This window comes from Saccharothrix australiensis (genome assembly GCF_003634935.1).
Classification (GTDB): Bacteria; Actinomycetota; Actinomycetes; order Mycobacteriales; family Pseudonocardiaceae; genus Actinosynnema; species Actinosynnema australiense.
Genome location: NZ_RBXO01000001.1, coordinates 1,436,814 through 1,451,057, shown reverse-complemented (window position 1 = coordinate 1,451,057; position 14,244 = coordinate 1,436,814). Strand labels below are relative to the sequence as shown.

Genomic DNA, 14,244 nt, shown 5'->3' with positions numbered 1-14,244 from the left:
CACCGCGCCGCACCACCGGGCCCACCACGAGCAACCCCATCACGCCCCTCGGCGCGCACCACCACGCGCGCCCGTCATTCGGAAGAACCGGGAAGAAGCCGCCGAACGCGACCGGGAGAACCGCGCCGCGCCGACCGGGAGAACCCACCGGAAACGGGTACTTGGTCACCGGGGCATCAGGAGGAGCAGCCCACCAGAACCATTTCCGGCCCTCTCGTCCGCTGCCCCCTCGGCAGGTGGAATCGACGCTAAGCCATCGCCGGAAGACGTGTCAACGACGTGTGAACGAGGTGTGGAGGCCCCGGGCGGGGCACGTGAAGGCCCCGGGGGCGCGGGGGCACGGGGAGGTCCCGCGCGCGACGGCTCGGGAGGGAAAGCCCCTCCCGAGCCGGGACCGAGCCGACCGCGCCCGGCGGTCAGGCGGTGCAGTTCTTCTGGTTGTCCAAGCGCACCTTCCGCCCGGTGAACTCCTCCAGGATGGCGATGTTCTCCGGCGCGTAGTTGGTCGCGGTGATCTTGTCCGCGTTGGCGCTGCCGAGCTTGCCCGTGTACGGCGCGGACTTCTCCAGCCAGTACGCCGTGCGCAGGAACTGGGTCAGCACCAGGTCGCGCAGCTTGGGCTCGTTCTTGATCTTCGCCCAGTAGGCGGCGTGGCGGTCCTTGGCCACGCGCAGGTACAGCAGCAGGTAGCGCAGGTTGGTGGCGGCGATGTCGCGGGCGTTGCTCGCGCCCACGCCCTTGATGTACTCCTGCACCACCGTCGCGGCCGGGAGTCCCGTGAGGCCGGCGTTCAGCTCCGCCAGGACGCCCTGGAGGTGGTACTCGCCCTGGGTGCGGTCGCGGAGGTAGATGCCGTCCATCGAGTCGGAGTACCGGTCCTTGATCAGCGGCAGGATCTCCTTGCGGGCGAACCCGTCGTGCAGCGGGATCTGGAGGACCTGGCGGGACGCGTCGATCCAGGCGGCGGTGTGCACGTTCCAGCGCGTCCGCGAGCCGTCGAGGTCCCACATGTGGGTCTCCTCGTGGATGGCGACCATCATGGACTCGGCGAACGCCTCGAAGCTGTTCTTGTTCACGAACTGGTTCCAGTACGGGTCGCGGGCCTGGGCGACGGCCAACGCCTCCCCACTGGGCCACCGCCGCTTGTACATGGCCTGGAGCGTCTGCATCCAGTTGGCCGAGGTGAAGCCCGCCTTGAGGTCGCTGACGTCGGCGCGTGGCTGCGACGGCTCCTCGTAGCAGTAGGGCTCGGCGGCGGCGGGGGCTGGGCCGGGCGTCGCGGCGGCGGCGGTGCCCGGCCCGAGGACCAGGACGAGGGCCGCGACCACCAGGCGCGCGGTGCGTGTTCGACTCACAGGGACCTCTTTTCGCGAGCGGCGCGGGCCGTGGCAGGGGGCCGGGCGCGGCTCTGTCGCGTCGTCAGGGCGGACGGTAGCGACCCCGCTCCCCCGCTCCTACTCCCACTTCGCCATAACACCGGGTGCGGACTGGCGCCGCGCCGTCCGCGCGACCGGAGCACGACCGCCGGAATGACGGGTGAATGGGCACAACCGGTCGCATACCCGCATTTCTGCGGACCTTTGCGGTATCCGAACGGGAAAAGACGAACGACCGACGCCCGGTTGTGGTAACCATTACGCAGCCATCGCGCGCCCCGGTCCGCACCGGTGGGACCGCGGCGCCCGCCTCCGCACGCTCCCCTCCCCGCCGCGCACCGAGAAGGACCGCCACCCATGACCCGTCGCCCCGTCCTCGGCATCGACCTGGGCACGACCTACTCCTGCGTCGCCTCGCTCGACGAGAACCACCGGGTGTCGGTGCTGCCCAACCAGGAGGGCGACCTCACCACCCCGTCGGTGGTGTTCTTCGAGCACAGCGGCAACGCCACGGTCGGCAAGTTCGCCAAGAACGAGCTGCGCAACGAGCCCGGCCGGGTCGTCTCCCTCGTCAAGCGCCACATGGGCGAGGAGGGGTACACGGTCGACGTCGAGGACCGCGAGCTGTACCCGCAGCAGGTGTCCGCGATCATCCTGCGCCAGGTCGTCGAGGACGCGCTCGCCGTGCTCGGCGTCGAGGTGCCCGCGTCCGGCCCGCTCGCCGACGCCGTGATCACGGTGCCCGCGTACTTCGGCGCCGCCGAGCGCCAGGCCACCCGCGACGCGGGCGAGATGGCGGGCCTGGCGGTCCTGAACATCATCAACGAGCCGACCGCGGCGGCCATCGCGTACGGGCTCGTGTCGGCGGGCGGCGAGCGGTCCGTGCTCGTCTACGACCTCGGCGGCGGCACGTTCGACGTCACCGTCATCAGGGTGTCGTCGGCGGAGATCCGGGTCGTGGCCACCGGCGGCGACCACCGGCTCGGCGGCGCGGACTGGGACGCCCGGCTCGTCGACCTGGTGTGCGCGAAGTTCGCCGAGCAGCACCCCGACGCCGACCCGCGCACGGACCTCGACGCGGCGGGCTCCATCGAGCTGCTGGCCGAGGAGGCCAAGAAGGCGCTCAGCCGCCGGGACGCCTACAGCGGCACGGTGATCGCCGACGGGCGGCGCGCCAAGATCACGGTCACCCGCGCGGAGTACGAGGAGGCGACGGCCGACCTGATCGGCCGGACCCTCGACTTCACGCGGGACGTGCTCGGGCACGCGCGGGCCAAGGGCGTCGAACGCGTCGACGACTTCCTGCTGGTGGGCGGCATGTCGCACTCGCCCGCGGTGAAGGAGCGGCTGGCCGCCGGGTTCCCCGACCTGCCGACGCCGCAGCTCGCCGACCCGGACCAGATCGTGGCCAGGGGCGCGGCGCTGTTCGCGGCCCACAGCGTCGCGGAGACCGACGGCGAACCGGTGGCGGCCCGCGGCCTGCCGGGCGGCGCGGCGCTGCCCAGGATCGTCGACGTCACGTCCAAGGGCTACGGCATCGCCGTCCTGCGCGACAGCGACGACCCCGACAGCGACCTGGTGGTGAGCTGGCTGATCAAGCCGAACGACGAGATCCCGGCCCGGCCGCGGGACACCTTCCGCACCGTCCACGACGGGCAGCGCGCGGTCGACATCGCGGTGTACGAGTCGACCACCGACGTGCTGAGCGCCGAGTTGGCGGACAACCTGGAGCTGGTCAAGGGCACGCTCACGGAACTGCCGCCGGGTCCGGCCGGGCAGCCGCTGGAGGTCTCGTTCAACCTGGGGGCGGACGGCATCCTGCACATCACGGCCGCCGCCGCGAACGGCGAGCGGATCGAGCTGGCGGCGAAGATCAGCGGCCTGGTGCCGGAAGAGGTCAAGCGGGCACCGCTGCCCGCGCTGCGGCGGTGACCGGCTGGGAGTTCGACGCGGCCCGGTTCGTCGACGAGGTGCTCAAGCCGGTGCAGGACGGCTGGCGCCCGGACGAGGACCTGTTCCGCGTCTACCTGTTACCCCACGACGTGGCCGACCGCGCGACCGTGGAGGCCGCGCTGGCCGAGGTCGGCAGGCAGTTCACGCGGCAGCGGTACCGGGCGTTCCGCCGGGCCGCGGAGATCCTGCGCGGGCAGCACGAGGACGCCGCCCGGACCCTGCTCGACCCCGCCTCGCGCGCCGCGCACCGCGCGCTGGTGGAGCGGCGGGCGCGCGAGCTGGCCGACGCGCTGCGGGAGAGGGTGCGCGACGCGCCGGGCCTGCCGCCGGCCGAGGTCGCCGCGCAGGCCCGCGCGCTGAAGGTGCCGCGCAGCGCGGTCTTGGCCGCCCTGCGGCGCAACGGCGGCGGCGAGCGCACGCCGGTGGACCTGCCGCGCCCGGCCGAACCGGGCCGGTGGGCGGAGGTGCTGGGCGTGCTGGCGCGGCTGCGGCACGACTCCCTGTGGGACTACCTGTCCGGTCTGGGCGGCCTCGGCACGACCGGGCCGCGCCTCGCGGCGCGGCGGGAGGAGCTGCGCGTGTCGCGCTCGTCCGACAGCGCCGCCGAGACCACCCTGCTGCGGCTCGTGCAGGGGTGGCTGGAGAGCGGCGAGCTGGCCGACGTGCTGCGCCACGAGGTGGTGGGCCACCTGCTGGACCGCGCGGCCTACGGGTACGCCGAGACCGTCGCGGCGGCGCGCGCGGCGGCGGACCGGTTGCGCGCCCTGGGCGTCGGCGGGGATCCGGACGCGGTGGCGTACGCGGCGTGGTGCGACCGCCGGTTCACCACCGCCGCGCCGGAACCCGACTGGCAGGCGAACTACCAGCGGGCGGTGCTGGACCTGCGGCTGCGGGCCGCGCTGGCGGTGCTCGACCAGCAGCCCGCGCTGCCCGACGAGTGGTCGCGCCGGCGGGACGGGCTGGCGCGGCGGCTGGCCGAGCTGGACGCCGAGCTGGACCGGTGCCGCGAGCTGGAGCGGACCGACGTCGAGGCGGCGGTGGCCGGTTACCACCGGGTCCGCGAGGAGCTGGCCGACGAGCGGGTCGACGTCGCGCTGGAGCGGTGCCGCCCGCCCGCGCCGCCGTCCGCGACGGCCGTGGTGCGCGCGGGGCGGGTCGTCGTGACGTGGGCGCCGAGCGCCGCCACGGCGGGCCGCGTCGCGTACCGGGTCAGCCGCGACGGCACCGTGCTGGCGGCGGACACGGCGGCCGGCGAGCTGGTCGACCCGGACCCGCCGAACGGGACGCCCCTGGTGTACGAGGTGCACGCGCTGCGGGACGGCAACCCGTCGGCGCGGGCGGCGCGCACCGCGCCCGTGACCGTCCTGGGCGAGGTGCTGGACCTGGCGGTGCGCGGCGCGGCGGACTCGGTGTCGGGCCGGTGGCGGTTGCCGGACGGCGCGGACGGCGCTGTGGTCACCCGGTCCGGCGCGCCGGTCGGCGAGGCGCGCCCGACCGCGTTCGTCGACCACGACGTGCGCCCCGGCGAGACCTACCGCTACCGGGTACGGGCGCGCTACCGCCTGCCCGGCGGCGGCACCGCGCTCAGCGAGGGCGTCGTGGCGTCCGCGAGCTGCCAGGAGGTGCCGGTCGGGGTGGTCGACCTCGTCGCCGAGGTCGACCACGACGAGCTGGTGGCGCGGTGGACGCCCCCGCCGCGCGGCGAGGTGGAGCTGCTGGAGCTGCGCGACGGCGAGGACCCGCCCGCGCCCGCGGTGGTGTCGGCGCGGCAGGCGCGCCGGCTCGGCGCACCGGTGGCGGGCGACGTGCTCGCCGGCCGCGGCGTGCTGCGCGGCCGGACCGCCGAACCGGGCAGGCGGCGCGTCCTCGTGCCCGTGACCGTGCTCGGCGAGCTGGCCGCGATCGGCACGCCGTTCGCGGTGGACCCCCGGCAGGGCCCGGTGACCGCGCTGCGGCTGGAGCGGCTGGGCGCGACGGTGCGCGTCACCTGGGAGTGGCCGCCGGGCGCGACGGCGGCGCGCGTGGTGTGGCGCGCGTCCACCGCGCCCACCGGGCCGACCGACCCGGAAGCGTCCACAATGGACATCACCAGGGTGGGCTACGACAACCGCGGCGTGTCGGTCACGGTGCCCGCGGGCGCCCACTGGTTCGGCGTGTGCACCGCCCGGACCGCCGACGGCGCGCCGGTCTTCGGCCCGCTCACCGTGCGCCGGGAGACGGCGACGCGCACCGCGCGCTACTCGGTGCGGCGCGTCGGGCTCCTGTCGCGCCACCGGGCCCTCGCCGTCGAGGACGACGTGACGCCCGGCGTGGTCGTGGTGGCCAAGTCGGGCATCCGGCCGATGGACGCGGGCGACGGCGAGGTCCTGCTGCGCGTGCCCGGCGGCGAGTCGACCGCCGGGCGGCCGTTCGAGGTGCCGCGCCACCTGCGCCGCCCGGTGCACCTGCGGGCGTTCTCCCTGGACGAGCACGTCGTCCTCGTCCCGCTGCGACCGGACCACCTCATCGTGCGAGGAGCCTGATGGCGACCGCGACCTGCCCCTACTGCTGGACGAAGCACCGCCGCGCCGACCTCCGCCTGAGCTGCGGCGAGCGCTGCGCGGACCGGGCGACCCGGTTCCGCGAGCGCGACCTGAAGAACGGCCGCTGCCCGCACGGCAACCTGCCGCAGGGCCGTCGGGCGTGCCCCGGCTGCGGCCGCGACCTGCTGCGCGAGTACCTCGACAGCGGCGGGCGCACCATCGCCGTGATCGGGTCGTCGGACTCGGGCAAGAGCACGTGGGTCGGCGTGCTGGTGCACGAGTTCCAGCGCGGCGACGTCAGCGCCCGGTTCCCCGGCATGTAGCTCGACCTGCTCGGCGAGGCGTCGCGGGTGCGCTACGCGCGCGACTTCGCCACGCCGCTGTTCGAGGAGGGCCGCCCGGTGCACCAGACGCCGTCGGCGCAGCGGTCCACCCCGGAGCCGCTGATGTTCAGCCTCCGCTTCCGGCGGGAACGGCTCATCGGACCCGCGCGCGTCGCGCCGGTGGTCACGGTCTTCTACGACACCGCGGGCGAGGACGTGGCGCACGCGCGGGCGATGGACCAGCTCATCGGCTACCTCGACGCGGCCGAGGGCATCGTCCTCCTGCTCGACCCGGTGCAGATGCCCAAGGTTCGCGAGCTGGTGGGCGCCACCGCGAAGACCGGGTTCACCGAGCAGCTCCACGTCGTGAACCGGCTCGGCGAACTGCTCCGCGAACGCCGCCGCGGCACGGCCGGCGAGCGGCTGCGCACGCCGCTCGCGGTCGCGCTCACCAAGGTCGACCTGCTGCGCGACACGTTCGGCCCGGAATCGCCGTTGCGCCAACCGTCCCGGCACGACGGCGGCTACGACGAGGCGGACGGCCGGGACGTCCACGAGGAGGTCCGCGGCTGGCTCGACCGCTGGTACGACCCGGCGTTCGACCGCACGGTCGCCAACGCGTTCCGGACCTACCGGTACTTCGGCCTGTCCGCGCTCGGCGCGGCCCCGGTCAGCGGCACCCGCCTGTCACCCGCCGGGGTGCACCCCTACCGCCTGGAGGACCCGATGTTGTGGTTGCTGGCCCGGTTCGGGGCGATCCGGACGAGGAGGAAGTGATGGCCGTCCGCCAACTGCACTACACCTCCTGCGAGGACGGCCTGGAGGGCATCCAGGGCTTCCAGGTCAGCGCGATGACCCCGGGCACACCGCGCCGGCTGGTCGAGCTGGCGGTCCGCGCCAGCGCCTACGAACCGGGCCCCGGCCTGGTCGGGCGGTTGGGCGACGCCGACCTGAGCGGGTTCCCCGTCACGTTCGGCTACCTGGCGTCCGGGCGCGCGGCGACGCTGTTCCAGAGCAGGTACGCGGGTGCGGACTTCACCGGCCGGATGGGCAACTACTTCGCCCACGCCCTGGTGTTCGACGACGTGGAGGTCGAACTCGGCGCCGTGCTGCCGATCGACCTGTGGCGCAGCCGGGCGTGGGCGCACACCAGGTCCGGGGGGACGACCCTGCCCGAGGTGACCTCCCTCGCGCCCGGCGACGAGACCGACCTGCCGAGCACGCGCCGGTTCCTGGGCGGCCGGGGCGCGACCGCCGCGCTGGAAGCGGTGCTCGGCGCGACGCAGCGGGCGCTGGTGTCGGGTCGGGAGCGGCTGGTGCTGGTGGTGCCGGACGACCGGTCGGCCGCGCGGTGGCTCGCCGCCACCTGCCGGTCGCTGCCGCACCCGCTGGGGCTGCGCGTCTCGTTCACCACGTACACGGCGCGGCCGGAGGAGTCGGGCGCGCTGGTGAGCTGCACGACGCCGGACGTGCGGCTGCCGACCTACGGCGACTTCACCGTGCTCGACCTGACCGACGACCGGCCGCCGGGCGTCGAGGGCACCCGGTACGCGGCGGCGCTGGCCCGGCTGTGGGAGCGCGACGCGACGCCCGCCGCGCTGGAGCTCGCGGCACGGGCCGAGCCGCGCCTCACCGCCGCCGAGCTGGACGCGTTCGCGGTGCTGCTGGAGGCGGCGTTCGGGCTGCCCGCCGCGCCGGCGGCCGAGGACCTGCTGCTCGCGGCCGTGCGGCTGGCCGTGGACCGGATGCGCGGGTGCGTGCCCCGGCAAGCCTGGGAACGGGTCGCGGACGCCGTGCAGGACATCGGCGGTCCGACGGACGTGGCCGGCTGGTCGGAGGTGCTGCGCACCGCGTGGCACCAGGCCGAGCCCGTGCCGTCGAAGCTCTACGGCACGTACTTCGTCGCGGCGCTGGGCACCGCGGACCGCTGCTGGCTGCCGCGGCTGGCGGCGGACGACCTGGCGGACGTCGCCGAGAACGTCGTGCTGCCCGCGCTCACCGGCGCGCCGACGCCCGTGGTGCTGGACCGGCTGGCCGAGCAGCGCGACCTGGTCGACGCGCTGGTCCGGGTGCTCGACCACCGGCTCGTGGACCCGCGGGAGGTCGCGCGGCTGGCGGCGGCGCTGCCGCTCGCGGTGGCGCGCCTGCTCGCGGGCCGGGGCGGGGAACGGGTCGAGCTGCTCGCGGAGGTGGCGCTGGCCCGGCACGGCGAACTGGACCGGGTGCGGGTGATGGCCGACCCGACGCGACCGCACCCGGTGGACTGGCGGCGGCTCGGCCCGGTCCTGTGGCCGGAGGACCCGTCCGCGGAGGACGCCGTGCGGCTGCTGCGCCGCGTGCCCGGACAGGTGCTCCTGGACAGCGGCGTCGGCGCGCGGATCGTGGCGCGGGCGCTGGAGGCCGCGCGCCGCGACCGGGTCAGCCGCGAGGAGGACGGCCTGGTCGACGCGCTGCTGCGGTCGCCGTTCGCGGCGCACCTGCGGCCGGGCGACCGCGACGGGCTCAAGGCGGCCGAGAGCATCACGCACCTCCGCTCCGCCGTGCCCGGCCCCGGCGGCGAACGGGTCGTGCTGGCCGGCCTCGCGCTGGCGGCGACCCTGCGCGACGGGGTGGGCGACCGGCTGCCCGCCGCCGTCGCGGCGTTCGTGCTGCGCGCGGACCCCCGTGCGCACCGCGACCTGCTCCAGCGGGCGCTGGACGAGCACCGCGACGTGTTCCTGCCCGCCTACCGGGCGACCGCGGCCGAGGTGCTGGCCACCGCGCCACCGCACCAGGTCGCGGCGGTGGTCGTCGCGTGGCGTTCCCTGGGTGACGCGTCCACCAGGGAGGAGTTGGTCGACCGGACGCTGCCCGCCGCGCTGCGCAAGCGCCGGGCGAAGCACCTGGACCGGGTCGGCGCGGGGCTCAAGCCGATGGCGGACGCGCTCGACGTGCCCGCGCCGAAGGCGGGCTGGCCCAAGTGGTGGCAGAGCTGGCGGATGCGGCACGAACGGCGCGGACCGCTGTCCCTGTTCCGCCGGCGGAGGGCCTGACGTGCACCCCGTGGTGGTCCTGCTGCTGCTCGCCCTGCTGTGCACGGTGGGGCCGTACGCCCTCGGCCTCACCGCCGCGGTCGGCGCGTGCGTGGCGTTCTGCGTGGGCATGGCCGAGTTCGCCACCGCCGCGTTCGCGGGCTTCACGCCGCACGGCCCGATCGGGCACCTGCGCATCGCGCCGCCGCAGCCGTCCGACACCGGGCCGGACCCGGCCTACCGCAGCTACTACGCCGGCCCGGTGCTGCTGGACTACCGCAAGGTGCTCGCCCAGACCTACCGGCGGATGTGGGCCAGGGTCGTGCGCGACGAGGCGGACGACCCGGTCGTCCGACCGGCGCCACCGATGGTGGAACGGGTGTGGGACTGGCGCGAGGACACGGTGCTGCCGGGCCTGCTGGCGGTGCCCGCCGCCGTCGCCGCCGTCGCGGGCCTGGTCGGCGGCGCGCTGGCGGCGGCGGCACTCGTGGCGTTCACGTCGCTGGTCTTCCTGGCGCTGCTGGTGGTGCTCGTGACCGGCGCGCTGCTCACCGCGGGCGGCGCGCGGCTGCTGGAGTTCGGCGTGCTGTTCCTGCGCGGCATCACGCTGGAGTGCCCGGCGTGCCACGAGCGCGTGACGCGGCCGATCTACCGGTGCGACGCGCCGGGCTGCGGCGCGGCGCACCGGAAGCTGGTGCCCGGCACGGCGGGCGTGCTGCGCCGCACGTGCCGCTGCCACCGCGTGCTGCCGACTCTGTTGGCGCTGGGCAAGAACCGGCTGAGCGCCCAGTGCGGCGCGTGCCGCCACGAGTTGCCCGAGAAGGGCCTGTCCGCGCCCACGGTGCACATCACGGTGGTCGCGGGGCCCAAGGCGGGCAAGTCGGTCTTCATGCACAGCGCGGTGTCCCGGCTGAGGCTGCGCGACGAGGGTTTCGAGTTCGCCGACCCGCGCGCGAAGGAGTCCTTCGAGCGCAACGTGGAGCTGGGCGTGCACCTCGACCCGAGCCGCGCGCTCAAGACGGCGACCGTCAAACCCCGCGCCTACAACGTGTTCGTGGGCCGTGGCCGGGCGCGTCGGCTGCTCTACCTCTACGACCCGGCGGGCGAGCACGTGGCGAGCGTCGACCACCTGGCCGACGCGCAGTTCCTGGCGTTCACCAAGGGCGTCGTGTTCATCGTGGACCCGTTCTCGCTGCGCCAGGTGCGGGCCGACACCGACCGCGCGGTGCTGGGCAGGGTGAGCGCGTCGCACACCGCGCCCAAGGAGGTGCTGGAGAGGTTCGTGGAGGCGTTGGTCGAACGCGGCTCGGCCCGCCGCGACAACCGGATCGGCATCCCGGTCGCGCTGGTGCTGACCAAGTGCGACGGGCTGCTCGACCCGGCCGGCGCCGCCCACCCGTGCGCCGGCCTGGGCGCCGCGCCGCGCGCCGAGCGCGACCGGGCGATCCGCTCCTGGCTGACCGCGAACGGCCAGCACGACGTGCTGTCCTCTTTGGACAACCACTTCGCCGCGGTGTCGTGCTTCGCGGTCAGCTACCGGGACGCCGTCGAGGTGGGCGGGCAGCACGACACCGTCAACGACGACCCGGCCGCCCCGCTGCGGTGGCTGCTCGACCGGAAGGAGGAGGGGTGACCGACGACGAGGTGCCCGCGGCGGTCGCGACCGGCCGCCGGGTCGCGACGGCGCTGCTGGGGACGGCACTGGCCCTCACCGTGTCGGCCGTGCTGTGGCTGGTGTGGTGAGCCGGGCCGCCGGCGTCGCCGCGAGCCGTGCGGCGGGTCACGACGCGGGCGGCGCGGCCTTGAAGACGACGACCTCGGCGAACCGGACGACCTTGGCCCCGACCCGGTACCCGGGGCGGCGCACCTCGGCGACCCGGCCGTCGAGGTCGGCGTCGTCGGTGGGCCGCGTGCCGACCGAGCGCTGCTCGTGGCGGTCGAACCCGGCGCCGACCTCGGGGTGGAACTCGTCGACGCCCTGGCGTTCCAGGACGAGCGTGACGTCCTCCACGACCTCGTCGCACAGGCCGGCGAGGCCGCCGTCGCCCTCGTCGGCCAGCGCGGCGCGGCGGCTGCGCCAGTCGTCGGCGAGCTTGACCAGGTCGCGCAGCGCCGGCTGGAGGGTCCGCTGCGCCTCGGCGTCGCGCAGCCGCTCGTTCTCCGCGTGCAGGCGGTCGATCACCTCGTTGAGGAACCGGCTCTGCGCGTGCAGGCCGGCGAGTTCGGCGTTGATCCCGGCCAGCACCGCTTCGACGTTTTCTGCCACGCGCTCAAGATAAGGAACCGACACCCACCGGACAAGTGAACGGAATGCCCAGGGCAAGAGGTGCGCACCTTTCGCGTCACCTCCTTCCGGCATTCGCGAAACGATTCCCCGACTGCCGGTTCACCGATTGTCCACGCGGTTCGCGTCCACCAACCGGTCGGCGCCGCGGGTGAAGCGCGCCCGGACCCGGTCGGTGATCGACGGACCGCCCGCGAAGCACCACAGCGCGATCACGGGGTCGCAGATCGCGCAGCCCAGCGAGGAGTGGTCGGCGAACGGGATGATCGGGTTGCCCTTCAGGTGGTGCGCCACGTCCCACGCGGTGTGCAGGAGCCAGGCGACGCCGATGAACCGCCACGACTCCAGGCCCCGGAAGGCGCAATAGGTCAGGACGATCGTGAAAGCGAACTCCACCGGGCCGAACCCGCCACCGCTGAGGTAGGCGGCCCCGGCCCCGCCGACCATGACGGCGTTGAAGCGGCGGCGGTGCGGTTCCCGGATCAACGAGTTGACGACGACGTACGCGACGCCGATCAGCACTGCGGTGACAACGATCATGACTGTTCCGACATCTCCTCGGGACGAAGGGCTCAGGCTCCGACGGTAGGAAGCGGGGGCCTGCGCCGGGAGCGGCCGGAAGGACAACGACCAACGGGATTCGGCCGGCGGGCGCGGCCCGCGGTCCGACCGCTGTCCGGGCCGGCGGTCCGACCGCTGTCCCGGCCGGCGGTCCGACCGCCGTTCCGGTCGCTTTTCCGACCGCGGTGCGCCGGTGGTGCGACCGGCGACCCGGCCCGCGCCGGCACCGACGCCGGAACACCTACCGTGGCGACATGCACACCGTGGCCGTCCTCGCCCTGGACAAGGTCATCCCGTTCGACCTCTCCACGCCGATCGAGGTGTTCACCCGGACCCGGCTGCCCGACGGCCGCGTCCCCTACGAGGTGCGGATCTGCGGCGCGACGCCCACCGTCGACGCGGGCGCGTTCACCCTGCGGCCGCCGTGGGGGCTGGCCGCGCTGGCCGACGCCGACACGATCGTGCTGCCCGGCTGCGCCGACCCGACCGCGCCGATCCCCGAGGACGTCCTGACCGCGCTGCGCCGCGCCGCGGCCGGCGGGGCCCGCATCGCGTCGATCTGCTCCGGGGCGTTCGTCCTCGCCGCCACCGGGCTGCTCGACGGCCTGCGCGCGACCACCCACTGGCGCGCCGCCGCGGCGCTCGCCGCCCGCCACCCCGAGGTCGAGGTCGACCCGACCGTGCTCTACGTGGACAACGGCCGGTTCCTCACCTCGGCGGGCGCCGCCGCCGGGCTGGACCTGTGCCTGCACCTGATCCGCCGCGACCACGGCTCGGCGGTCGCCGCCGACGCCGCCCGGCTGTCGGTGGTGCCGCTGGAGCGCGAGGGCGGCCAAGCGCAGTTCGTCGTACACGACCAGCCGCCCGTGCCGCGCGGCTCGCTCCTCGAACCGCTGCTGGACTGGTTGCGGGACAACGCGGCCGAGGAGCTGACGATCGACGACATCGCCGCCCGCGCCGGCCTGAGCACCCGCACCCTCAGCCGCCGGTTCCGCGAGCAGACCGGGACCACCCCGCTGCGCTGGCTCATCCGCGCCCGCGTGCGCCGCGCGCAGCACCTGCTCGAAGCCACCGGCCACACCGTCGACCGGATCGCAGGCGAAGTCGGGTTCGGCTCGACCACGACCTTCCGCGACCACTTCAAGCAGGTCGTCGGCACGACCCCGAACGCCTACCGCGCGGCCTTCCGCTCGACGCCGTCACCGGCCGGGCACGAGTGATGCCGGTGACGGACATCACCGCGAACCGACCTGTCCACGAACACAACAGCGTCACGGCCGCCCTGGACACCGCGGGCGACCGCACGCCGATTCCCGGTGGACACCCGAGGTACCGTCGTGATCATGACTGACGTGCGGCGTGCCACCAGCGCGGACATCGAGCCGGCCGCGGACACCCTGGCCGCGGCGTTCACGGGGTACCCCTTCATCCGGCACGTCGTGGCCGCGGACGACCACGAGCGCCGCCTGCGCGCGCTCCAGCGGCTGTTCCTGGTCGAGATCGGGCTCGCGCACGGCGCGGTGTGGGTGACCGACGACCGCGGCGCCGTCGCCGTGTGGACCACCCCGGACACCGACGCCGCGGCGGCGTTCGGGCCGATCGCGGACCGGGCGGCGGAGCTGGCGGGCGACCGCGCCGGGACGTCCGCCCGCGTCGAGCAGGCGCTCGGCCCCCACCGGCCGACCGGGCCGACGTGGTTCCTCGGCGCGGTCGGCGTGCGACCGGACCGGCAGGGGCAGGGCCTCGGCAGCGCGGTGATCCGACCGGGCCTCGACGCCGCGGACGAGGCCGGGGTCACGGCGTACCTGGAGACCGTGGGCGAGCGGAACGTGCGGCTGTACCGCAAGCTCGGCTTCGAGGTGACGGCCCGCGTGGAACTGCCCGACGGCGGCCCGTCGGCCTGGTGCATGAGCCGACCGCCCCACGCCGGCTGACCCGGAACGACCGCCCCACGCCGACCGCCCCCGGCCAGCCGGGTGACCGATCCGGGCCCCGGTTCCGCGCGACTCCGTCGAGCCGGGGCCGGCCCGCGGCAGCAGGACCTGCAACGCTCCCCCGTCCGGTGAGCGACATCACCCGTACGGGCGCACGGGAGCGGTCTGCCGGGGGCGGTGTCCGCGCCCGCGTCACCCCGGACGGTGACGTCCCGGACGACGCTGCCAAGCTGGAGGGGTCGTCCTCGCGTGCGGCACCATCACGGTCGTCGTCATCGCG

Annotated in this window: 11 protein-coding genes; 8 read left to right on the top strand and 3 right to left on the bottom strand. The window is 75.1% G+C overall.

The window, feature by feature from the left end; all coding sequences use genetic code 11:
• Positions 1-416 precede the first annotated feature (416 nt).
• Positions 417-1,355, bottom strand: a complete 939-nt coding sequence (locus C8E97_RS06875) for a hypothetical protein (RefSeq protein WP_246018711.1) — start codon at positions 1,353-1,355, stop codon at positions 417-419.
• A 378-nt stretch (positions 1,356-1,733) separates the two neighbouring features.
• On the opposite strand from C8E97_RS06875, the gene C8E97_RS06870 reads away from it, so the two are divergent.
• Genes C8E97_RS06870 through C8E97_RS06845 form a run of 6 tightly spaced genes read left to right on the top strand, consistent with a single transcriptional unit; the run spans position 1,734 to position 10,818 of the window.
• Positions 1,734-3,308, top strand: a complete 1,575-nt coding sequence (locus tag C8E97_RS06870) for an Hsp70 family protein (RefSeq protein WP_121002703.1) — start codon at positions 1,734-1,736, stop codon at positions 3,306-3,308.
• Complete coding sequence (locus C8E97_RS06865; protein WP_121002701.1) at positions 3,305-5,851, top strand: hypothetical protein; 2,547 nt, start codon at positions 3,305-3,307, stop codon at positions 5,849-5,851. The genes C8E97_RS06870 and C8E97_RS06865 overlap by 4 nt, the downstream gene beginning before the upstream one ends.
• Positions 5,851-6,174: a hypothetical protein gene (locus C8E97_RS06860; protein WP_121002699.1), complete on the top strand. Its 324-nt coding sequence runs from the start codon at positions 5,851-5,853 to the stop codon at positions 6,172-6,174. The genes C8E97_RS06865 and C8E97_RS06860 overlap by 1 nt, the downstream gene beginning before the upstream one ends.
• 27 nt (positions 6,175-6,201) lie before the next feature.
• Entirely contained in the window at positions 6,202-6,951 is a 750-nt protein-coding gene (locus C8E97_RS06855) for a hypothetical protein (protein ID WP_121002697.1), read from the top strand.
• Positions 6,951-9,206, top strand: coding sequence for a GTPase-associated protein 1-related protein (locus C8E97_RS06850; protein WP_121002694.1), 2,256 nt, complete (start codon positions 6,951-6,953; stop codon positions 9,204-9,206). The genes C8E97_RS06855 and C8E97_RS06850 overlap by 1 nt, the downstream gene beginning before the upstream one ends.
• Before the next feature lies 1 nt (position 9,207).
• Positions 9,208-10,818, top strand: coding sequence for a TRAFAC clade GTPase domain-containing protein (locus tag C8E97_RS06845; RefSeq protein ID WP_121002692.1), 1,611 nt, complete (start codon positions 9,208-9,210; stop codon positions 10,816-10,818).
• A gap of 147 nt (positions 10,819-10,965) precedes the next feature.
• On the opposite strand, the gene C8E97_RS06840 is transcribed toward C8E97_RS06845, so the two are convergent.
• Both C8E97_RS06840 and C8E97_RS06835 read right to left on the bottom strand, forming a co-directional pair.
• Positions 10,966-11,451 carry a nucleotide exchange factor GrpE gene (locus C8E97_RS06840; protein ID WP_170211669.1) on the bottom strand — a complete coding sequence of 162 codons (486 nt, stop codon included), beginning with the start codon at positions 11,449-11,451 and terminating at the stop codon, positions 10,966-10,968.
• Positions 11,452-11,571: 120 nt separating this feature from the next.
• Complete coding sequence (locus tag C8E97_RS06835) at positions 11,572-12,009, bottom strand: DUF6010 family protein (protein WP_121002688.1); 438 nt, start codon at positions 12,007-12,009, stop codon at positions 11,572-11,574.
• A gap of 275 nt (positions 12,010-12,284) precedes the next feature.
• On the opposite strand from C8E97_RS06835, the gene C8E97_RS06830 reads away from it, so the two are divergent.
• Together C8E97_RS06830 and C8E97_RS06825 are read left to right on the top strand one after the other, a co-directional pair.
• On the top strand, positions 12,285-13,250 hold the full coding sequence (locus C8E97_RS06830) for a GlxA family transcriptional regulator (RefSeq protein ID WP_121010933.1): 966 nt from the start codon (positions 12,285-12,287) through the stop codon (positions 13,248-13,250).
• Between the two features lie 123 nt (positions 13,251-13,373).
• A complete protein-coding gene (locus C8E97_RS06825) occupies positions 13,374-13,964 on the top strand; it encodes a GNAT family N-acetyltransferase (RefSeq protein ID WP_121010930.1) in 591 nt (196 codons plus the stop codon).
• Positions 13,965-14,244: the final 280 nt, after the last annotated feature.

Coding starts and splice junctions, on each gene's coding strand:
- C8E97_RS06825 (WP_121010930.1), top strand. CDS start 13,374: ATGACTGACGTGCGGCGTGCCACCAGCGCGGACATCGAGCCGGCCGCG.
- C8E97_RS06870 (WP_121002703.1), top strand. CDS start 1,734: ATGACCCGTCGCCCCGTCCTCGGCATCGACCTGGGCACGACCTACTCC.
- C8E97_RS06850 (WP_121002694.1), top strand. CDS start 6,951: ATGGCCGTCCGCCAACTGCACTACACCTCCTGCGAGGACGGCCTGGAG.
- C8E97_RS06830 (WP_121010933.1), top strand. CDS start 12,285: ATGCACACCGTGGCCGTCCTCGCCCTGGACAAGGTCATCCCGTTCGAC.
- C8E97_RS06860 (WP_121002699.1), top strand. CDS start 5,851: ATGGCGACCGCGACCTGCCCCTACTGCTGGACGAAGCACCGCCGCGCC.
- C8E97_RS06835 (WP_121002688.1), bottom strand. CDS start 12,009: ATGATCGTTGTCACCGCAGTGCTGATCGGCGTCGCGTACGTCGTCGTC.